Annotated in this window: 15 protein-coding genes; 2 read left to right on the top strand and 13 right to left on the bottom strand. The window is 37.0% G+C overall.

Annotation, left to right across the window (positions count from 1 at the left end; translation table 11 throughout):
• The first annotated feature begins 154 nt into the window (after positions 1-154).
• Both tkt and CWR45_RS05485 read left to right on the top strand, forming a co-directional pair.
• Positions 155-2,155 (top strand): transketolase, encoded by a 2,001-nt coding sequence (gene tkt / locus CWR45_RS05490; RefSeq protein ID WP_115748786.1) that lies wholly within the window; start codon positions 155-157, stop codon positions 2,153-2,155.
• A 321-nt stretch (positions 2,156-2,476) separates the two neighbouring features.
• Entirely contained in the window at positions 2,477-5,095 is a 2,619-nt protein-coding gene (locus tag CWR45_RS05485) for a glycoside hydrolase family 10-like protein (protein WP_115748785.1), read from the top strand.
• A gap of 175 nt (positions 5,096-5,270) precedes the next feature.
• On the opposite strand, the gene CWR45_RS05480 is transcribed toward CWR45_RS05485, so the two are convergent.
• The 13 genes from CWR45_RS05480 to CWR45_RS05420 all read right to left on the bottom strand — a co-directional run bounded on the left by CWR45_RS05480 (position 5,271) and on the right by CWR45_RS05420 (position 22,102).
• Positions 5,271-6,101 carry a MurR/RpiR family transcriptional regulator gene (locus CWR45_RS05480; RefSeq protein WP_245975343.1) on the bottom strand — a complete coding sequence of 277 codons (831 nt, stop codon included), beginning with the start codon at positions 6,099-6,101 and terminating at the stop codon, positions 5,271-5,273.
• Positions 6,102-6,114: 13 nt separating this feature from the next.
• Positions 6,115-6,843: an N-acetylmannosamine-6-phosphate 2-epimerase gene (locus CWR45_RS05475; RefSeq protein ID WP_115748982.1), complete on the bottom strand. Its 729-nt coding sequence runs from the start codon at positions 6,841-6,843 to the stop codon at positions 6,115-6,117.
• Positions 6,844-6,933: 90 nt separating this feature from the next.
• Positions 6,934-7,587 (bottom strand): YesL family protein, encoded by a 654-nt coding sequence (locus CWR45_RS05470; RefSeq protein ID WP_115748784.1) that lies wholly within the window; start codon positions 7,585-7,587, stop codon positions 6,934-6,936.
• Positions 7,588-7,735: 148 nt separating this feature from the next.
• Positions 7,736-8,656 carry a carbohydrate ABC transporter permease gene (locus tag CWR45_RS05465; RefSeq protein ID WP_115748783.1) on the bottom strand — a complete coding sequence of 307 codons (921 nt, stop codon included), beginning with the start codon at positions 8,654-8,656 and terminating at the stop codon, positions 7,736-7,738.
• Between the two features lie 14 nt (positions 8,657-8,670).
• Positions 8,671-9,528 (bottom strand): carbohydrate ABC transporter permease, encoded by an 858-nt coding sequence (locus CWR45_RS05460; protein ID WP_115748782.1) that lies wholly within the window; start codon positions 9,526-9,528, stop codon positions 8,671-8,673.
• Between the two features lie 64 nt (positions 9,529-9,592).
• Complete coding sequence (locus CWR45_RS05455) at positions 9,593-10,927, bottom strand: ABC transporter substrate-binding protein (protein ID WP_115748781.1); 1,335 nt, start codon at positions 10,925-10,927, stop codon at positions 9,593-9,595.
• A 192-nt stretch (positions 10,928-11,119) separates the two neighbouring features.
• Complete coding sequence (locus tag CWR45_RS05450) at positions 11,120-12,679, bottom strand: FAD-dependent oxidoreductase (RefSeq protein ID WP_115748780.1); 1,560 nt, start codon at positions 12,677-12,679, stop codon at positions 11,120-11,122.
• Between the two features lie 44 nt (positions 12,680-12,723).
• Positions 12,724-14,232, bottom strand: coding sequence for a DUF4127 family protein (locus CWR45_RS05445; RefSeq protein ID WP_170138797.1), 1,509 nt, complete (start codon positions 14,230-14,232; stop codon positions 12,724-12,726).
• An 11-nt stretch (positions 14,233-14,243) separates the two neighbouring features.
• Complete coding sequence (locus tag CWR45_RS05440; protein WP_170138796.1) at positions 14,244-15,458, bottom strand: alpha amylase family protein; 1,215 nt, start codon at positions 15,456-15,458, stop codon at positions 14,244-14,246.
• Between the two features lie 17 nt (positions 15,459-15,475).
• Complete coding sequence (locus CWR45_RS05435) at positions 15,476-16,432, bottom strand: ROK family protein (RefSeq protein ID WP_170138795.1); 957 nt, start codon at positions 16,430-16,432, stop codon at positions 15,476-15,478.
• A 183-nt stretch (positions 16,433-16,615) separates the two neighbouring features.
• Positions 16,616-17,362: an alpha/beta hydrolase gene (locus CWR45_RS05430; protein WP_115748776.1), complete on the bottom strand. Its 747-nt coding sequence runs from the start codon at positions 17,360-17,362 to the stop codon at positions 16,616-16,618.
• Between the two features lie 230 nt (positions 17,363-17,592).
• Positions 17,593-20,490: a family 10 glycosylhydrolase gene (locus CWR45_RS05425; protein ID WP_170138794.1), complete on the bottom strand. Its 2,898-nt coding sequence runs from the start codon at positions 20,488-20,490 to the stop codon at positions 17,593-17,595.
• Between the two features lie 538 nt (positions 20,491-21,028).
• Positions 21,029-22,102 (bottom strand): SGNH/GDSL hydrolase family protein, encoded by a 1,074-nt coding sequence (locus tag CWR45_RS05420; protein WP_115748774.1) that lies wholly within the window; start codon positions 22,100-22,102, stop codon positions 21,029-21,031.
• Positions 22,103-22,334: the final 232 nt, after the last annotated feature.

Genomic DNA, 22,334 nt, shown 5'->3' with positions numbered 1-22,334 from the left:
CATTTTAAAATTTAGAACTTTCTCCATTACCTCACAATAATGTACAAAATAATTAGTTTAACAAATAAACTAATTAATACTTGTCTCTGAAAACGGTTTATAATAGAATATAGAAGTGAAGATAGAATAATTCATAAACAAAGGAGATTACACAATGTCAACTAATATCGAACAGTTATCCATTAATACGATTCGTACATTGTCGATTGATGCAATCGAAAAAGCGAATTCTGGTCATCCTGGTCTTCCAATGGGTGCTGCACCAATGGCATACACATTATGGACTGATTTCATGAATCACAATCCTAAGAATTCAAAATGGTTTGATCGCGACCGCTTCGTACTTTCAGCTGGTCACGGTTCTGCACTTTTATATAGCCTACTTCATTTATCTGGATATCAAGTATCTATCGACGACTTAAAATCATTCCGTCAATGGGGTTCAAAAACTCCAGGACATCCTGAAGTACATCACACAGATGGTGTAGAAGCAACAACAGGTCCACTTGGACAAGGGATTGCAATGTCTGTTGGTTTTGCAATGGCAGAATCACATTTAGCAGCAAAATACAATAAAGAAGACATTTCTGTTGTTGATCATTATACTTACGCACTTGTTAGTGATGGCGATCTAATGGAAGGTATTTCTCATGAGGCAGCATCATTAGCAGGTCATTTAGGATTAGGTAAATTAATCGCATTATATGACTCTAATGATATTTCATTAGACGGTGATTTGAATAAATCATTCTCTGAAAATACGGAACAACGCTTTAAAGCATATGGCTGGCAAGTACTTCGTGTAGAAGATGGTAACGATGTAGATGCAATCCGTGCCGCAATCAAAGAAGCGCAAGCAAATACAGAGCAACCAACATTGATTGAAGTTAGAACAATCATTGGCTACGGTTCACCTAATAAGTCAGGTTCTTCTACTTCACATGGTTCACCGCTTGGTACCGATGAAGTGAAACTTACAAAAGAATTCTACAAATGGACACATGAAGATTTCTCTGTTCCAGAAGAAGTTTATGCTGATTTCAATGAAAAAATCGGTAAAGACGGCGAAGAAAAAGAAGCAGCATGGAATGAATTACTTGCTACTTACAAAGAAAAATACCCTGAATTAGCAAACGAATTCGAAACAGCTATCAGCGGCAAACTTCCTGAGGGCTGGGAAAAAGAACTTCCTGCATTTGAAGTTGGAGACAATATGGCTACTCGTGCATCTTCAGGTAAAGTACTAAATGCTGTAGCTAAAGCGGTTCCGAACTTCTTCGGTGGAAGTGCTGACTTAGCTGGTTCTAACAAAACAACAATTAACGGTGAAGGCGACTATTCACGTAATTCATATAACGAGAGAAACATTTGGTTTGGTGTACGTGAACATGCAATGGGAGCAGCACTAAACGGTATGGCATTGCACGGTGGATTGAACGTATTCGGCGGAACATTCTTCGTGTTCAGTGACTACCTGCGTCCATCTATCCGTTTAGCATCAATAATGAACGCACCTGTTACGTATGTGTTCACACATGATTCAATTGCAGTTGGCGAAGATGGTCCTACACATGAGCCTGTTGAGCATTTAGCAGCATTGCGTGTAATTCCTAACCTATCTCTAATCCGCCCTGCAGATGCTAATGAAACTGCAGCAGCATGGCGCTTAGCGGTTGAATCAACAGATCAACCAACAGCACTTGCATTAACTAGACAGGATCTACCTACTTTAGAAGGTACGAAAGAAAATGCATACGAAGGCGTTAAGAAAGGTGCTTATGTTGTAAGCGAATCTGATAAAGAAACTCCAGATGCATTAATCTTAGCTACTGGATCTGAAGTACAATTAGCAGTATCTGCACAAAAAGCATTAAAAGAAAAAGATATCGACGTTCGCGTTGTCAGCATGCCATCATGGGATCGCTTCGAGCAACAAGACGAAGCTTACAAAGAATCTGTTATTCCTTCTAATGTTAAAGCACGTGTTGGTGTTGAAATGGCATCTTCATTCGGCTGGAACCGTTATGTAGGTGACGCTGGAAAAGTAATCGCAATCGATACATTCGGCGCATCCGCACCAGGTGAAAAAGTAATGGAAGAATACGGATTTACTGTAGAAAACGTTGTTAAGCATGTTGAATCTGTAGTTAAATAAGGATTGATTGGAGAGTGCTCGGGCTTCGGCCTGAGTGCTCTTTTTTTATGAGATTTTAGATGTTTCCGAGGTTTCATATATACAAACAAACTTCTATTTACAGGGTTAGGGATCCATATTTTCAATATTGATATAAGATTCTGAAATGTCAGGGTTTTATTTGACATAAATATCTGCCTGACATTATAATAACAGAAGAAATATTCACCATTTTCTTTCAAAAAGGAGGGTAATTCCATAAAGAATGTTAATTAACAAACATTGAGGGACAAAGTTTCTGTTGTCAGTTCCACGGTAAAACTATATCTTTGGGAGGTTAACATGAAAAAAATTATTTCCGTTATACTTATTTTGTTACTGTTGGTTGGATTTAATACAAGTCTGTATGCAGAGGTAGCTGATGATGAGACGAAAGTTCAGCCATCTATTACCTTATCCGATGGCAGTAGCTACATTCTTACCGGTGTCGATAAACCAATAATAACCGATTCTCTTATCGTCTACACAAATGAAAGCGGTTCCTCTACAGAACCTTTTGATAGTACAACAGTCCAAGCTATCATCGTTAATGATATAGTCGTTGAAGTTGTGACTGATGGTGCAGAAGGCGCTAGTATACCTTCAAATGGATATACCCTTTCTGGAAGTGGCAGTTATAAGGATTTGGTAGAGAGTCTAACAGTCGGGGAAATTGTGACAATGAATAATCTGGACATTACAATATTACCCGAGAAATACTTCACATTTAATGGTAACATTTATCCAATTGATCTAGTTAACGGAGCACGTGGTTCTGCAATGACCGTCCTTTACGACAGTTCGTATGGTGTGGTAACAGATACGAATGAATGGGGACTTGAGATAGCCATTAAAAATGGTCAGGTAACAGATATTCGTTATTTGGGAGAAAAAAATCCACTGGCAATCCCAACAGACGGTTTCGTTTTATCTATACAATCTGACAGTGAATATGATAATTTGCTAGGTCCAGTTGTTAAGGTTGGGGATCAAATAGATATTTCTTTGGAAAACGTAGTAATTTATAACGGAACACGTATTAAATATGATGCTATGAATCCAAAAACAAAGGAGGATAATCCTAATGGATGGGATGAGGCTAATAATCAACCATTTCCAGGTTTCCGTGGTGCAAATCAAGTAATCGTTTATGACAGTTCATATGGAAATGAGACTGGTACCAATAGTTTCGGTTACGAATTTATTGTTGATGCTAACGGGATGATTGTTAGTACTGGTGGTAATAATAGCGTTATTCCTGAAGATGGCTATGTCATTTCAGCACATGGAAGTGCCATACCAGTATTAATGTCAGCTGGAATCTTGGCATCAACTGTGAGTATAGATGAAGAAAACAATGAAGTTGTTGTCATTTATACTCCTCAATCGACCATAGATAGGGCTGCCATGTTAATTGAAAAAGAAACAGCCAATCTAGAACATTCGAAGATTACTTATAAAGATGTAGACTATGAAAAGATTCAAGATTATCTTTCTATTTCAGAAGTTTATCTTGAAAAAGCACAATCTGCTTTAAGCGTTAAGGATTATGTTGGTATGAAGTCAGCAACAGATAAAGTAATAGAAGAAACATCTAATGCACATTTCACAAACTTTGAATCGAGAAATGTGGAAATGCGAGCGGTATGGATGCGACCTACCGAAACAACACGTGAAGCTGTTCAAGCAAAAGTGAATGAATTAAAGGAAGTAGGCGTCAATGCTATTTATCTTGAAACTTCCAATGATCGTTATACCATTTACCCTAGCAGCTCACCATATGTATCAATAAACCCTGCTTTCAATGGCCAAGATATGTTAGAAATTTATATTGAAGAGGCACATGCAGCAGGAATTGAATTGCATGCATGGTATAAGGCCTTCATGGTCGAACCATCTGTTATAGAGAAAGCTCCCGATTTGTCACTTGAAACTCGTGACGGTTTAAAATACGAGCCGAAAACAGGCTATTCATGGATAAGCCCAGCTAATCAGGATGCTCGTGACTATACACTCATGATGGCCACAGACTTGGTAGAGAAATATGACATTGATGGACTGCAGTTAGATTATATTCGTTATCCAGACTATGACATGGGTTATGAGACTTCATCAATTGATCCATTTATTGCAGAATATGGCGTTGACCCACGTACATTAACAGAAGATGATGAAGCTTGGATGGATTGGGCAATGTACAGACAAAGCTTCGTAAACACGATGGTATATGAAATCTTTGAATCTGCACGTGAGATAAATCCTAAGATAGAGCGTTCCGCTTCCGTTTGGCCGCAATATGATCTTGGACCGATAGAAAAAATGCAAAATCCTAAAGATTGGATTGACAAAGGTTATTTAGATGCTTTGTTCCCAATGTCTTACAACATTGATAAAACAGATACTGTTCGTGATTTGAATAATACAATAGACATAGTGAAAGATAACGCATACCAGATCTTTGGCGTTGGTTCTTACTTTGGACTGAGTCATGAAGCTTTATTGGAACAAATGGAAGCCGTTAACAACGCTTCAGAAGGTACTGCTATTTTCGAATCCAGTTCATTCTTAGAAATGGGCTATGGGGATAGAGCTTCACAAGGAATTTACAGCCGTACTGCCATTACGCCGGAAAATAACCCTAATCTTTCTGTAAAATTGATTTTAAATGATATCAGCCGTAAGATTGATGAAATCTATTTACCATTGGGCGGAATAGATCATCGCTCTGCAAAACCGCTACATGCACAGCTAGATAGTCTTATCAAAAAAACAGATGATCTTGACAAACTTGAAAAGCGCTTGAATCAGTTTTTGAAAAAAGTACAAAAAGATGCTAAAATCAGTCCAGAAGTTGTGGCACGAATTACAACCGATATTCACTACGCACAGCGTATCACTAACAAGGCACTAAATTTAAAATAGGATTAGAATGCTCCAACGAGGTTAACACTTACAAGCATCAAAATGGCTGTCTCTATTGAGACAGCCATTTGTTATTAAATATTCAGTTTCAGGATTTCTAATTAGATGTTGAACTGTGCTTCGCTCGTGTATGGTTTTCCTACTTAACTCGCAGTCATAAAAGGACTCTGTCCAATCAATAAATTTTGTTTACAACTGCTTTGGCGGTTTTGTTTTTCATTTCTAATGTTTTATCTTTTGTTAGTAAGGCTAATCCAGTACAAAGCAGGTCTACAACATAAAGTTGGGAAATCTTAGCGGTTAATGAGCCGCCTTCTAAAGGTGATTCTTTAGCACCACCGAGTAAGACGATATCTGCAAATTGGGTGATTGGAGATCTGGAGTAATACGTAACTGCAATAATCTTTGCACCAGCTTTCTTGGCAATTTCAAGTGATTCAAGTGTATCTCTGGTGCTTCCCGAAATACTTAGTCCGACAACAACATCTTCTTTAGAAAGAGCTGCTGCTGACATTGCTTGTAAATGTGAATCAACAATGGCTTCAGTAGATCTTCCGATTCTAAGTAACCTGCTTTTCGCATCCTGAGCAGTAATTCCGGAAGTTCCAACACCAAAGAAATGAATCGAGCGTGCGCCATTTAATAAGTGGATTGCTGCGTTTAGATCCTGCTCATTAATCATAGATGCAGTATTTTCAATTGCTTTTACCGTATTACTGCAAAGCGCCTGAACTAAGTTCGTGGATTCTGATTTGACTTTTTCCTTTTCCTCTTCTGATATATTTTGTGCGATTGTTAGTTTAAATTCTTGATAACCCTTAAATCCGATTTTTCTACAAAACCTCAGGACGGTCGTTTCACCGACGCCAGCCTCTTCCGCTAAGTCCGTTACGGAATAATACATCACTGTATCTAAGTTCGCTAACACAAATGATGCTACTTTTTGTTCAGAGTTTGTCAATGATGGATAGTAGCTATTAATTATTTCAATCATAGGTTTCTTCATTTCTAATACCGCCTTATTTTGACATTATAGCTTTGGTAAATTGCTCTGTTATGAGCTTTGGTCTGGATATAGCTGAACCAACGATAACTGCATGTGCTCCGATTTCTAATAGAAGGACCGCTTCCTCTGGTGTTGAAATTCTACCTTCAGCAATAACCGGATAATTGCTTTGTTTACAAAGCTCGCGGACAAGCTCTATATCAGGCCCCTGATTTTTAGACTTTGTATATTCCGTGTACCCCGACATTGTGGTAGAAATAATGTCAGCGCCTAGCTGCTGTGCATTTAAGCCTTCCTCAACAGTAGAAATATCTGCAAGCACCAATTGACCACGGCTATGAGCATACTCAATTAAATCTTCAAGTTTTTCACCATTAGGCCGCTTTCTTTTAGTAGCATCTAATGCGATGAGGTCTACGCCTACGTCTATTAACGCAGCAATTTCTTTTTTTGTCGGTGTAATATAAACTTCGCTATCATCGTAGTTACGCTTTATTAATCCAATGATAGGTAAGCTAATTTCCTTTTTAATTGCAGCAATATCTTCTACGCCATTTGCGCGAATTCCAGCAGCGCCACCTTGATCTGCTGCCAGCGCCATTTTAGCCATAATCTCAGATCCATAGAGTGGTTCATCATCAAGTGCTTGGCAAGACACAATAAGCTTTCCTCTTACCCTATTGAGGAATTCTTCTCTTTTACATTGTAGCACCTGGTGAACAGAATCACCTTCCACTGACATCTTTGTGTAGGCTTGCTCGTTAGTAATCATTTTCGAAAACCCCTTTATTATTTTCTCATGTTTAGAAATAGCCTTAGTAAAAATTCGCCTCTATACCTTATTAAACCCTTTTGATGCGTTATGTAATTTTGTGTATTTTATTTCTATTTTATTTCTGACAATTTGGTTCATACACGTTAGCCATAAAATGCCACCGCCGCCCGATAAAAATATTAGTGCAGCAGGATATCGAAACGTGATTAACCCAATAGCCAGTACACCGATAAGATTAATGATTGTTAAATGGATGTATGCAGCCCCAGTAAAAAATGCTTTCTGTATTAATTCTTTTAGCCCAAGCCCCTGCTCTATCATCATCGGAAGCATATAAAGATTAACAACTAAAACCAAAAAGAGTAAAATTGAAAAAGCAATGATCATTACATCCCAAATCAGATGATTATCAAAAGAAAGGAATAAGCGAATGTCAACAATTAGAATGAGATAGACCATCGCAAATGAATAGCCAATCACCTGTGATTTCAAAAAATACTTTTTAAATGCTTCTTTATATGTGTTCCAAATAGATACATCTGCATTTCCCTTCACCCATTCATTTGTAACAGCAACGGCCGCAGCAGTTGCTGGGAAAAGACCAACAACAAATAATCCAACGAAACAAGATAACAACCATAATATATTTAATTTCACAATTCTCATAAACCAATCAAAGCCTGCGAAGATACCTGATGTAATAGAATTCATGTAAAAACACCAACCTTCCGAAATTTGATCCAGTATTATGTAAGGTAGCAATAGGGGAGTAGTATTCTTTGAAAAGGAAAATGGTTTTTACCCTCAAAAATCCGATATGCTTCCCTGTTGTCTTGAGATAGTCCCCGTATCATGCTTTTTACCCTTTCACCGAGCTGGAATAGGCAGCTTCGATAAAATATCGCTGGAAGGCTACGAATACAATAATAACTGGAATTAATGCGATCATTGCCCCGGCAGCAACTAATCTTGTATTTGATGAAAATGCTCCTTGAAGTTGATAGAGTCCAAGTGTGATAGGGTAAGTATTTGGATCATTAAGTATAATTAATGGCCATAAGAAACTATTCCATGCCCCCATAAAGCTTAATATTGCAAGGACTCCGAGCATTGGTTTAACCATTGGGAACATTATTTTCCAAAAAAGCTGCCATACATTTGCACCATCAATGATAGCAGATTCCTCCACCTCTCTTGGAATTCCCATAAATCCTTGGCGCATTAGGAATATACCCATTACACTGATTGCACCTGGAAGAATAACACCTGTGTATGACCCCATTAATCCAAGTTTATTAATAATTAGATAGGTTGGAATCATTGTAACTTCACCTGGAATCATCATCGTTGCAATAACTAGCATAAATACGAGATTTCTGCCCCTGAAATTCATTCTTGCTAGCGGGAAAGCGGCAAACGAACATAGTATCAAAGGAAGTACAACACCAAAAACAGTAAGGATAACACTATTTAATAAATACCTTGGAATCGGCAATGTATTCCATACCGTAATGAAATTATCTAACGTTATAGTATCAGGTATTAATTGTGGAGGAATAGAAAATATGATGTCATTTTCCCCTTTTAACGCTGTTGATAAGGCAAACAAGAACGGGACAATTGTAATGACAGTAATCAATAGAAGAAAAATATAGGAAATAGATCCACTCAATAGCTTTCTTTTATTGAACTTTTTTCGCTGTGCAGCAACTTTTGACTTGTTATTATTATTTGGTTCTTTTAACTTTTGTAGATTATTATCTATTAACGGCTGCTCCATAATATTCCCCTCCTTTATTTATTGGGGTTTTGATCCAACAATTTTTGATTTATAAGTGTAATAATTAGGATAAGCGCAAATAAAATAAAGGAAATAGCACTTGCATAACCCATTTCAAGATTTGTAAATGCTTCTTTAAAAACGAGGTATACAGCTGTTGTAGAAGCATCCAATGGCCCACCTTTAGTCATCGTTAGCATCAAAGTAAATTCTTTAAATGCACCCATTGTTGATATTACTGCTACGAAGAAAATCATTGGTTTAATTATCGGGATTGTTATACTAATATGCTTTCTCCAAAAGCCAGCCCCATCTAATTCCGCTGCTTCATATAAATCTTTTGGAACACCTTGTAATGCTGCTAAATAAAACAGCATATAGTAACCAAATCCTTGCCAAATTGTTACAATTGCTAATGCAGGCATAACGGTTACTGTATTTGTTAACCAGCCAAAAGGATCAATTCCAAAAAAGCTTAAGAAATAGTTAATAATACCTTGTTCAGCAAACAACCAGCTAAATAAAATTGCTGTTACAACGACAGATACTAATGTTGGGAAGTAGAAAATTAATCTAAATAATTTTACCCCTTTTAGTTTTTGGTTAACAAGGATAGCAACAAAAATTGGTAATACTACTAATGCAGGTGTTACCAGCAACCAATAGTACACTGTATTAAACATAGCCTTCCTAAACGTTGCATCCTGAAATGCTTCAATATAGTTCGCAAAACCTACAAATTCTAAAGGACGGAATATATTGTAATTTGTAAAACTGAGTGCAAGTGCTGCAATACTAGGTATAAACGTAAATAGAAGTAATAATATAAGTGGTATGGATAAAAAGCCCCATGCATGTCTTGCTTTGTACATTATTTAACCTCCTTATAAGAGTGCGGGTCTCCTTCAATAAATAGGAGACCCTAATAAATCGTGATTATTGGAGAAGGCTATTCACTTCTGCTTCAGCATCTGCAAGTGCATCAGCTGGATCCACATCCTCTAATATCACTCTTTGGAAAGCGGTGTGAATAATCTCATTTACTGCAGATACATGTTCAGTTGCAGGTGTCATATTTACAGCAGCTGCTAGTGATTGGGCTGCATAATATCTGCCTCTGATTGTTGCATCTTCTGATTCTGCTCCTTCTTCAAAAAACGGATCGTTAACTGCTTCTTCAACTGGAGGTAAGACAGATGCAAGTTTACCAAATTCTAATTGGTTATCCGCATTTGTAACAAACTTAGCAAATTCAATTGCAGCTTCTTTTGATTCACTGCTTTCTGCAACTGCTATATTCATTGGATTTGCATGCTGTTTTCCTGCTTCTCCTTCAAGTGGTGGTCCAGCTAATGATTTCTCATAGACTTCTGGTGCAATGTCATTCACTTGACGGAATAACTGTGGTCCTGTACCCCACCATGCAACTTTCTCTTGAGCATACAATTCCGCTAGTGATACTTGGTTAAGCATAATATCTAACGGGTATAACCCTTGATCATAGTATTCTTTAAAGCTAGCCCATAATTCTGCTGCTTCAGGAGTATTAAAAGCTGCTGCCGTGTAGTCTTCATTTAAGATATCAATACCGTTTTTCGGAAATAATAGTTGCATATCTGGAGCAATTACTTCCCCGTATGCTCCTGTTTTTTCTAATATTGTCGCTGACATTTCCCATGCCTCTTCATATGTTGCTGGTGGTGCATCAAAACCAGCCTTTTCAAGTAGTTCAGGGTTGTAAATCAATCCACTTGTTGTTGTATACCATGGTAGTGCATATACTGTGCCGTTTACACCACCCGTTTCCCAGAGACCTTCATAGAAAGTATCTTTAACATCGGCAGCTGCTTCATCCATATTCACTAATGCCCCATTTGCACCGATTTTTTTAACAAATTCAGTATTTAAGTTCATAACATCAGGCATATTACCACTAGATGCTGATGTTAAAACAATTTGTTCCACTTGATCAAATGGTACATCTCTAAGCTCAACGGTTACCCCAGGGTGTTCTGCTTCAAAAGCAGCCTTTACCCCATTTAAGTACTCATCAAAGGTCGGGCTTAATGAAATTGTCATAAATTCTATTTCCCCAGATAGCTCGCCACTAGCTTCTTCATTTGTTCCTTCTGATTCACTTTCATTAGTTTCTTTAGAATTATCCGTATCAGCATTCGTATCCTCTGCGCCTGAGCAAGCGGTTACAATTACTAGTATAGATCCTAAAATAAGCAACAATAAAAATATCTTATTCATTTTAAATTTCTCCATCCGAATTCTCCCCTTGTTATAAGTATTAATGAAATAATAATGAAAAAATATGGAATTAACCTCCTTATTTTATTATAAAAGTGAAAATTTCCTCCTATTGTCATTATAGGCTTATTCCCAATAGTCTGTCAATATTATTTCTGATTATTTTAAATTATCTATGATAATTCTAGTAATTATCATTTCCCCCAACTAGATTGCGCCAACTTCTGGCCAATGTAGGGCTATGCCATTACGTTCTAAAAGAAGCTGAAGTTCTTTTATATGATGTGGATCATTAAAAACTTCCTGTAAACTAGAATTATTTTTCATTGTAAATGCTGCCAGTGTCCCTGCAGCTTCTCCAATATTCCATTCAACCGGATGAACCCTGAAACACCCATTTGTGATTTGGGTTGATCCAATATTTTTACATGCTGGGATTAAGTTTTTAATTCTTACTGGTATTAGACTTCCCAATGGGATTTCAAATGGATAGCTTTTTGCATAGAATAATCGATTCGTTACGGTTGTTGGATGTAAATCAATTCGATAAGCACCTATTCCTACAGAATCACTTAATCGCTTTATTCCTTTATCTTCTCTAAGATCAGCATTAATATCTTCTTCAACAACGGTATGTAATGCTTTAATTCTACGGGACTCACGGATATAAGGATGCAGTGCAAGTCCGTCATTAGTACCCACAATATCTGGTCTTAGCTTTAATTCAGGATATCCAATTCCTCCATTCCTTCTTGGTGCTTCTGTCTGCAGCCAATAAAGCAGGGATAGACTCAGTTGTTTTGCCTCAAATAAATGCTTCTCCTTTTTCTTTTCACTCACATCAATAATCGACCCACCCCAATAATCATTCTGTGGCCAATTAATCAGAGAAATATCTCCTTTGAAAAATCCTTGTTCAAATTGGTCTGCATCGATAATTCTTCTGTAATCCCATAAGCCTAAGGAATTACCATCGGGGAATACTGGTAAATACTTTGATTCACCTGTTGCTGCATCAGGAATGTATTCACTTAACTGATTATGTTTTAAAAATGGGGCACGGTAATTTCTCCAAAAGTCATACATCTCAGGCTTTTGAATGGTATGATTTTCCCCTTTTGCATATTCTAAAGCAAAAACATGTGTGATCGATTGCATATCTTCAGGATTTTTTTCAGCTAATGCATGATACTCACCTGTTTCATCCTTTGATTCAGCTCCGAGTGAATATTCCGCTCCTGCTAATGGCAGCAAGTCTCCAAGTTCTGTTGCATCAAGAAAAAACTGTGCCTCGATACTTTGTTCTTCTGCATTACGAAGGTTTTTTATAAATACTTTTTTTATTTCGTCATGTTCGACTTCAGCTCTGGTAATCTTATGTTCTAGTAATAAATGAATTTGCCCATTGGATAGGTAAGGTTGCAAAAAATCATAAAGTACTTTCAGCGCAACTTTTGGCTCATGTGCAATTCTTGAGACCCAAGCATTTCCCGGATTTAGATGATTACTTTTCATTGCTGTATCATTTAATGGATAATTTCGTTTATAATAGGCCCTAATTTCATTTCTAAATTGTCGATATGTTTTTGTACAGCCAAATTCCTCAATCCATTGGTGTTCATCTGGGGGAACAGCTTGACTTGTTAGCTGCCCCCCAATCCATTTGGTTTCTTCTGTCAGCACCACATTTTTTCCAAGCTTTGCTGCGGATAATGCTGCAAGACATCCGCCAATTCCCCCGCCTATAATTGCAATATCTTTCTTCAAGACAAGCCCTCCTTAAAAGAAAATCAGAAAAACTAAACGAACTTTTAATTTTGAGATTTTAACGTAATACCAATTTCAAATGTTCGATCCCATGGAAGATAAATATTCTCTATGGTGTGCGTAAAGCCAGTTTCCTCTATTAATTGTCCTGCTTTTTCCTGAAATAACTCTTTCACTTTCTTCACCAAGTCTCTTGATGATACATTTTCTTCAATAACAGCTTTTCTTACCTCTTGCCTAATAATGGTTTGATATAAATAATCATCTAAAAGGCGAATAAGCAATAGAGTTTCCTTTTTCTTCTTTGTATCATTACCTTTTTTATTTGCTAAATGGACTAATGCGGCTTGGGCAACTACCGTACCAATTGTATTTCCAGCTGTATTCCAGGCAGCATACCCAGCTAATTGTTTTAATGAAAAGGCAGATAATAAACGTGGTGTCATTGCTAGATCTGCCCCATTTGCATAGGCCACATCAGCAATTGCTATTTGCTTACCCTGCTTATAATAATGGTTAAGTCTGCTTATCCACTCACCAATATTTCGATCATTAGTGTCTACATCATGTAAATATAGTTGAAGTGCCAGGTCACCTTGCTTTCTCCCAGGAACATTCACCCCAAGAATCAGATTTGCATCTTCTGGTCCATCTACTGTATGACTGCCAAAAGCATAAATCTGCCCTTTTACAGACTCCTGCAGTGGTCGATCTTCATACATTGCAGTTGACAATGAGCCTTTAATCCCACTGTAGACTGGATAGAAGGTCGGCACTATTTCTTCTTCCAGTTGGTAGATCAATCTTGCAGTTAACACACTTGCTACTTCATCTGCTCCTGGATAAATATATATTTTCTCATGCAGATTAAGTCGTACAACCTTCTCCTGCAATTTTTCCTGTTCCATTATATTTAGACCATATTCACTCGTATCATCTTGAGGAAATACTAGTAAATCGATTATTTCTTGTTGGACATAGTCAATCAGTGATTGATTGATATGGAAGTTCCGTTCCCGTGTTTGTAAATAATCCTCTAAAATCCATTCTGGAATTTTTGCTTTCATTGATGAAAAAATTATTTCATCTTCATCTGACTGGTATTTTAAATAACGATGATAATGGTAGGAATACGACCATATCTCTTTTCCATACTGATCCCAGTAATCTTTTTCTTCTTGATTTACGTAACTATTGGATAAACGCATCGTCGAGCTGAAAGCCATGATTTCGATTGCTGGATAAATTTCTTTTATCTTGATAAATTGGCTTAGTCGCTCTTCGATGATTGACTTACTGTCATTGTTAATTCTTGAAGGTACTAAACCACCATATAAAATCATATCAATCGATACAATAATGCCTTCAACTTGTGGTGACACTGCTTGCATCCATTGAAAAAGCTCGGTGAAATCGGCTGGCTCCTTTAAAAAACCAAGTACCGATTTTGGCGGTGTCAATAGTTGCCAATCTGCTACCATTGCAAGTTCTTTAGGTAGATCATATGTCACAGGTCTTGCATCAACAGGAATTAAAGCTAGCTTTCTAGTCATGTGCATCCCTCTTAGCCTTTTTTAGCGGTGTTCAATTCATCATATAGAATATTCCACCAATTATAGTCTTCTAGATAAACCGTATCAAATAGCATGACACCATTTGATTTTTCTTTACACATTTTTATTGCCTTTCTAAATTGATCTGGATTACCTTTGTAATTCTTTAAAAATAAGCTCCCAACTACTGGTATACTTCCATTGATAACTTCGAGGCTTTTTTCAACTGCACCTTCAACACTATACCAATCCGCTGGTCGATTATTAGCTCTTGCTTCTTCGATTGTTACTTCCGGATAATAGCAGCCAGTCATAATGAAATCTAATTCTTCAGCAAGACCAGAAACAGAATACGTGTCCGCAGTCCACTCCAGATTCGGGAGGTATGTTTCACTGCCCCAATTAACCCCTTCACTAAAATAAAGTGGGTACCAGGAGCCTACATAATCAGCAAATAAAAGATTTTCATTATGGGACTTCACAACATTTCTCGCCTTGTTAACAAAGTTCTTGATATTAAGTGCTCGCCACTCCGCCCATTTCGGAAAAAGGGAACCAAACTGAACCTCTTTTGTTTCCTTTTCAATCGTGAAAATATCCTGTGGCCATGTTTTCACTTTTTCCCCGATATATGCTTCGAAGTTCGTTTTGCTTAAGTCACTGAAATCTCCATAAATATTGGGATAGCGGCACCTGTCAACGACAATGCCATCAAGGTTATATGTACAAACCTCTTTAATGATGTTAAGTTCATATTCGATTACTTCTGGGTGGATCGGATTCACAAAGATTGTATCAGCATCCTTGTATTCCGCAGCATTCGATTCATTGGAGACAGCATCATTGTAGAATGTAACTTTCCATTCCGGCTTATCATAGGCCATCCCACCATCACGTGAGAATGTCGTACCTTCTGAGAAAACGTCTACATTTGCTAAGACCTTAATATTATCGATGTCTTTCATTTTGCTTAAAAATTCACTCAGAAAATCGCGATCCTTCCATTCGTCGAATCTTCCATCAGACCAAGTACTTACATGATATCCATATTTGCTCTGAAACGTTGTTTGCCCAAATGGTACTTTTGCGTCGATAATCATATGTGTTATTCCAGACTTTACAGCATGAGTAATCAACTTATGCTGCTCGGCTTCATCCGCTAATCTTTCACCATTCGCTAAGAAATCAACCCAAAGAATATTTGCTTCCTTCATATTAGTAATCATCATATTTCCTCCACTATTTATTTGTCAGCCCATACTTGATAAGCTGCACCAATTAGTCCTGCATCATAGCCTAATTCAGATACTTTTATCTCAACATCCTTTACTAAAGAAGATAATCCAATTTCTTTCACTTTCTTTTGAACTTCTGTAATAAACCAACGATTCGATTCCGCAAGTCCTCCACCGAAAATAATAGTAGACGGATTAAATGTATGAATCACATTGACAACACCATATGCTAATGCTGTGATTGCCAGATTAATAACCTCTTTTGCTTCACTAAAATCGTGCTCATACCATTCAAATACTTCTTTACTCGTGAGTTTCTCTGGATGTTCTTTGTAGTAGGAAAATTTCTCTGATGTTACATTTTGTAGTCTTTCTCTCATTCGATTTGCAATCCCGCTCCCCGATGCGTATGTTTCAATACATCCTATAGAACCGCAGTTACATTTTGGCCCATCAAACTTTACTGTTAGATGGCCTAATTCAGCCGCACCACCCCATGCCCCACGAAGCACTTTTCCACCAGTTACGACGCCCCCACCAATTCCAGTGCCAAGTGTAATACTAATGATATCGTTTACATTCTTACCTCCACCAAGCTGATGTTCTGCAATCACGAAAGTATTTGCATCATTATCAACATAGATTGGCAGTTTCGTAGTTTGTGAGAGAAAGCCTCTAATATCCACGTTATTCCAGTCTTTAATATTTACGGTTCCTGAAAGTATCTTCCCATTCTCATAATCAACTTGCCCAGCTGAACCAATGCCTACACTTACTAAATGCATGCTTTCTTGATTAGCAATATCAATAAGATTTAAAACGTTTTCATTTAATAATTTCATAGTTTCCAGATTTGTTGTATTTGGCGTTGGATAAGTATTTTTATAAAAAACTTTCCCATTTTGGTCAACGATTGCCATTGCAATTTTCGTTCCGCCAATATCAACCCCTATGCTATACTCCATTAATCTCTCTCCTCTTGTTCGATGCATGATCTAGCAATTGAATGAAGGAAAATAATTTTTATTTTTATACTTTAGGAGGATTATTTCTCCAATTTAAATTATAAATTATTCCAAATTATTAATCAATAGATTATCAAATATTTATGGACTTTTCGGAAAAATTTTACGTTTTTTGGAAAATTCCTAGTTGCAATTATGTTCGTCAGGAATATTTTCATACTGTCCAGCTGCAAAAAAATCAAGTGCCTCAGGCAAATTCCTTCTCCAAAAATCCCATAAGTGGTGCTCTTCTTTTTCTACATATTTGATGTTCACCTGCTTGTCTTTAAAAATACAATACATTTCTTTATTTAACGTGGTTATATATAACCTTTCATTTGATATTGTCGAAACAAATTCGTCTTCAAATATGCCGACTGTTTGATAGACATTCCAATGGAGTTTTTCCTTCTTTCTTAATTCCTGCAAATCTTCCTTAGATACTGCTGCAGATTGAAGCAATAAATGTGTCCATATTTCTGGGTTACGCATTGCAATGTTGAGACTGATATTTGCTCCTAAAGAATCACCAAGCAAGCCTCTTTTAACAATCTTTGCATTAAATTCGGCTTCCAATTTAGGCATTAGTTCTTCTGTAAAAAAGAAAAGATAATTGTCAAATTCTTCTCCTTTACGATTATAGGATTGCCATCTTTCTTCCGATGTACCTGGTGAGATGAGGACAGCGATTAGATTCCTCGCTTGCTCTGGATATTGAATGGATAATTCTTTGAACGCTTCTTCAAATTCACCTAGCTCCAAATAATCTCCTCCGTCCTGGACATAGAGGATATCTGCCTCTTCTTTAAATTCATTTGCAGCTGACAGAAGATGAACCTCGAATTCTCGATTACAATAGTTACTTGTTATACGCTTTTTGATTAGATTCAATTTGTTTTATGCTCCTTCTATTTTTTTTCTAAGTAATTCTTATCACCAGTATGGACGGTATTACAGCTTGAATGAAAGAGTAGAACTAATTTACGTCTATTCAGGAGTATACATACTAATTCCAATGAGTCCCTACTACAAAAGCACTCCAGAGCATTTACATAAGCAGGGATTTTCCAAAACCCCTTTTGGAACCCCCCTGCCACTCTAACGTGAAACTAGTATTTCATTTAATAATCTGTCATCGTACGTTTTTCGATAATATATTGAAGCATGTTAATAAGCTCGGATGCATCTTCCTCATCAATATGCTTTCCAACATGGTTCTTAACTCGCTCCTTGATTTCCTCTAGTTTTCCATACCCATTATTTTCATATTTCTCTGCTTGCTTGTCTTTTCCTTCCTCCCTAAACTCTGCCGCTTTGCTAAAATCCCTCTCAGCATTACGCAATTGAACAAATAGAGAGTTCCGGATCCCCTCTGGATTTATCACAGAAACTTCCAGCAAATCTCTTACTGTTTCTAAAGTTGGTTCTGCAGCAGTCATTTGTACTACTTTATGATGCGTTTTAAGTCCATCAACGTAAACGACTATCTCTATTTCATTTGTTCCTGGCTGCAGTTCGACAACACTTGAAAAATCACCGTTTTCTTCTACATTAGCTGAAATTCCATTCACAGTAACTTCCGCTTCACCCGGACCAACAACTTTAACCGTCCCACGGAAATCAACACTTAGGCTATTAAACATTTGCCCTTCATAATTTAAAAATCCACTTAACAAAGCAGCTCTTACATCGTCACCTATATTGTAGTTATTGGCAACGAGCTGGCGTTTCTCTCTGGATCCAGATGAATCTTGAGCAGAGATAACAAATCCACCTTCTGGAATCAAACTATTATTATCTTCCTGTGTTCCCCAGCTCCAATCCATTGCCTGGCGTTTATTTACCATTTTTACTACTTGACCGGAAGCATCCACAACTGCTTCAACACCCCATTTATTAGTAGCGGTCGACGGTCCAAATATTTCTGTGAAGACATTAATATTTTCATCATTACGATTAATATTTAGGAAATCCCCTTCAATAAAATTTGATGAATCTTTGGGATTACTTATTCCTAATTGATAATCTTTGACATAATCCTCATTATTAATCGACGCTTTTATTACTGGAAAGTTTGCCTGTGAATAATCGAAAAGCATGAGACCATTCGTGTTTGTTAAACCAGCTTGGAAAACCTCTCTTTGAACAGCTGGATCCTGAACGTTCGCTAATGCCATCCCTGCATAGAGTGGAATTTGTCCATCGGTTAAAATATTTCCTTGCGTAATATACTTTTTCACTTCATTTGCTGTCGTTTGATAAGTACCGATCATTAAGAAATCTAAATCGTCCGTATAGCCAGTTTCATAGTATTCTTCTGTATATAAACTTTCCTGAGGGAATTGTAGTCTTTCATCATATTCGAATGTTGGACTAGCCCAGTTCACTCCATTTAAGTAATACGATTCATACCAAGAACCAACATAGGAAGATAGTAAAACATCTCGATTTTCTGCCTCATTATATTGATCAACTAATTCTCTTACCTCACTCGTAAAACTTTTGATCACACTTGATCGATACGTATACCATTCATCAATTAATGGACCATCAATTCGAGTGCTTCCTTCATACGTAAAAATATCTTCTGGCCAGTTGGTTAACTTTTTTCCTCGTTCATCCAAATATGCTTCAAATTGCAATCTGGATTCCTCACTGAAATCAGCAAAATAGTTATCGTATCTTCCACGGTCTAATAGTACGCCGTCAACATCATAGTTCTTAATAACCTCTTCGAACGATTTTAATTGAAAGTCTCGTACTTCAGGATGTGCTGGATTCACAAATGCTACTAATGCACCACTTTGGCCATACTTACTTTCTCGCAATCTTAAAATTTGCCCATTGTCCTCATAGCGATATACTTGCTCTTCCCAATGTAGATGATCATTAAGAACAGCATATTCATCATGCGCAATAGAACCTTCAGCAAATACATTCAAAGCTGCGTGAATCTCTAATCCTAGACTATGGCCATGTTTGATAAATTCTTCTAAAAGATCGATATCTGGATTTGCCCCTGCCCTGGAAGGTGAAGTCATTTCACTGATGTATGGTCTTCCAGTCAAATCATTTTCTTTATAGGCAGCAAATCCTTCCACACCTTTTACATCCAGTGCAATAGCAGTTACTCCTGCATCCTTTGCCTCCACAAGCATATGATAAATATCTTCTGACGATTGGAATCTACGCGCATTTGGTCCTTGCTCTACCCATAGAAATACTTCTTTTTCCTCCGCTTTCGCTTCCTTATAATACACAACTAAGGATTGGACTTCATGCAAGCTTCCATTTTTATAGATTTCTAAATCGATGTAGTTCGTACCTTTTTCTAATTCAGCTGAATGGCTAAATGTCCCATCGGTTGTGAAATCTACCTCTTGTCCATTCGCTAGCAACTGATAGTTCTCATCTTCTTCAAAATTTCTAATAGACCCTGTTATTTCAGTTTTGGCTTCGGTGACGGTATACATTAAAGCATTATTTAAGTTAATACCTGCAATTAACCCTTCACCTGTCATAAATTCAGTAATTGGAACAACTTCTCCATTTTTCCGTAACTTGATCACATCATTAACTTTAAAATTCGTTGCTAAATACTTTCGGAAGTCTTTATTATTCCATGAATCATCATGGGCTAATAAAACGTATCCTCCATCGGGCACTTCCAAGTACTGTTCATCCTCCCAAATAGGTGCCGCTCCATTATTTGATTGACTTACTACTCTTACCACTTGGTTATTATGATTTACCTGAACTGCCACCCAAAACTTTTTCACAAGAATTTCACTTGCAAACTCTTCTGTATATAGTGCGATGAAGTCTGCCTTTCCCTCAATACTTTCGTCAACAAAATCTATTTCATGTCTCGGGCCTTCTACGCTAACTGTCGGATCGATTGGAGCTGCTTCTACTTCAATAATGTCATCATCCGCTATCTCTGCTAACGTTGAATTAGGGAGCATTGAAAAAATTAAAATTATTGATAGTAGTAAACTTAATGGTCGGTAAAACTTCATGTGAACTTCCACCCTCTTTTGCATTTTTTAATTAATAGCTGAAGCAAAGTTATTTTCTAGTAATACCTTCTATCCTTTAATGTGTAGCGCTTACATAATAATTCTAAATAAAGAGAGATTCATTAAACCAATGTATTACGAATCTGCTAATCTACCGTTAACAGTTTCAATCTCCCCATGTTCTTGATAAAGTTCCTATTCTAAAATAAGGGGAATTTTACCACCTTTTATTTATCTGAATTTGAATAATTCCTTCTTTTCTAAAAATATACTAGCCTAATTTCAATGTCAATATAAAAATAGAAAGTTACAAATGATTTGATCATTTATTCCTACTTTTTGCTGTAATTGTAAGGTAAAAGTCAAATTATTATCATATGAATTTTTGAACGCTTGACTTATACAAGCTTTTAGCAGTTGCCAATCCTAATCCTTATGCATGGAGAAATCAGAATCCATGTTTATTAAAGTTCAATTACCACAATATAATCGCTACTATATTCACTCATAACTTCGATATAGACCAAATCAAGCTCCACTATAAAACCCCTGCCATCTTCAAACTCGACCGCAAAGGTATTTCCAAACCATTCGCCATATTCATGAACCCAAGATCATTAGGATGACTACCATCAACGGTACATTCATGCCATCTTTCACCAAGCAAGGTTGAACCATCCACAAACATAATCCGATCATCCCCATTACGCTTCAATTCTTCTACAGTTGATTCAGAATGATTCCTACGTTTCATAAAGTCATTATTGAGTTTTGGTATTATGTTCTGTGCATGATAAATTCGGGAAATAACGATGATTGGTACAAATGGGTGATATTCTCTAAATAACTGTATAAATGGAACTAATGTCGCGTCATACTCCTCAGGTGTTACATTTGCTTCATAATCTATTACAAAACAAGCAGGATTTTCGATTTCCCTTATTGTTAATACAACATCTTTCTCCCCTTTTCCGCTGCCAGAAAATCCTAGATTAATATGTTCCAAATGAAATCTTCTGCTTAAAATATTTGTATAAGACATACCTGGCCTGCTTGCACATCCCCCCTGTGTAATGGATGTACCATAAAATAGGACTCGCTTTTTAGAATCATAGGGTGTTGGAAGTTCGATGGAAGCATCTGGGTCCACTCCGATTAGCACCTTTGAAACACCTTGATAAAGTGGAAAATTAATTGTAACTTCCCTTAACTGATTGGGTTCTCCAGTAAAGTCCCACAAAATACTCTCATAAGATGTTTCTTGAATTGGTGGAATCGCGGAAGAAAAATACTGCTGTTTACCAGGTTCCCCTATATATAAATCAAAGCCGCACTGTCCTACAGCTGTCATATGCCCCATTGTTGCTGGTTCTGATAGCTCTGCTTTAATTGAAAGTTTAACAGCGTTTGTTTTAAAGCGAATCTGTCCACCAGAAGTATTATTCGCTAGTTCGTTAACTCTGCTAGGAAATCCTGGCACTAATTGTTTAGGGAGTCTGCGATACATATTTTCCTGTTTAAACCAGGCAAAACCATTTATCTGGAATGGATATTCTTTTGGACTGTACCATGTTAATTGGTTTTCCTTCATTAAACCTTTATTTCCCCCCACATCTATCCCTCTTTTACATTATTTGTTTGCATATCATTAGCCCATACAAAGGGTACCCCGCCTTAATGGCAGTCAGTTTTACTTTAATAGGATGATTAAAGAACTTCAGAGAGCCTGGATACCTATATAAAATATGATTGGATTCGGATGTTTAATCAATGTTTTGCGCTGAGTTGGTAAGCGTTATTCTACCTTTTAGAGCTAAATTCTTGTAACAATCAGATATACCTAA

Source organism: Oceanobacillus chungangensis, from assembly GCF_003369565.1.
Classification (GTDB): domain Bacteria; phylum Bacillota; class Bacilli; order Bacillales; family Amphibacillaceae; genus Oceanobacillus; species Oceanobacillus chungangensis.
The sequence above is the reverse complement of the archived record's forward strand: the minus strand, read 5'-3'. Positions and strand labels throughout refer to the sequence as shown.

Coding starts and splice junctions, on each gene's coding strand:
- CWR45_RS05460 (WP_115748782.1), bottom strand. CDS start 9,528: ATGTACAAAGCAAGACATGCATGGGGCTTTTTATCCATACCACTTATA.
- tkt (WP_115748786.1), top strand. CDS start 155: ATGTCAACTAATATCGAACAGTTATCCATTAATACGATTCGTACATTG.
- CWR45_RS05465 (WP_115748783.1), bottom strand. CDS start 8,656: ATGGAGCAGCCGTTAATAGATAATAATCTACAAAAGTTAAAAGAACCA.
- CWR45_RS05440 (WP_170138796.1), bottom strand. CDS start 15,458: ATGATTACTAATATGAAGGAAGCAAATATTCTTTGGGTTGATTTCTTA.
- CWR45_RS05475 (WP_115748982.1), bottom strand. CDS start 6,843: ATGTCAGTGGAAGGTGATTCTGTTCACCAGGTGCTACAATGTAAAAGA.
- CWR45_RS05445 (WP_170138797.1), bottom strand. CDS start 14,232: ATGACTAGAAAGCTAGCTTTAATTCCTGTTGATGCAAGACCTGTGACA.
- CWR45_RS05480 (WP_245975343.1), bottom strand. CDS start 6,101: ATGAAGAAACCTATGATTGAAATAATTAATAGCTACTATCCATCATTG.
- CWR45_RS05455 (WP_115748781.1), bottom strand. CDS start 10,927: ATGGAGAAATTTAAAATGAATAAGATATTTTTATTGTTGCTTATTTTA.
- CWR45_RS05425 (WP_170138794.1), bottom strand. CDS start 20,490: ATGAAGTTTTACCGACCATTAAGTTTACTACTATCAATAATTTTAATT.
- CWR45_RS05435 (WP_170138795.1), bottom strand. CDS start 16,432: ATGGAGTATAGCATAGGGGTTGATATTGGCGGAACGAAAATTGCAATG.
- CWR45_RS05470 (WP_115748784.1), bottom strand. CDS start 7,587: ATGAATTCTATTACATCAGGTATCTTCGCAGGCTTTGATTGGTTTATG.
- CWR45_RS05485 (WP_115748785.1), top strand. CDS start 2,477: ATGAAAAAAATTATTTCCGTTATACTTATTTTGTTACTGTTGGTTGGA.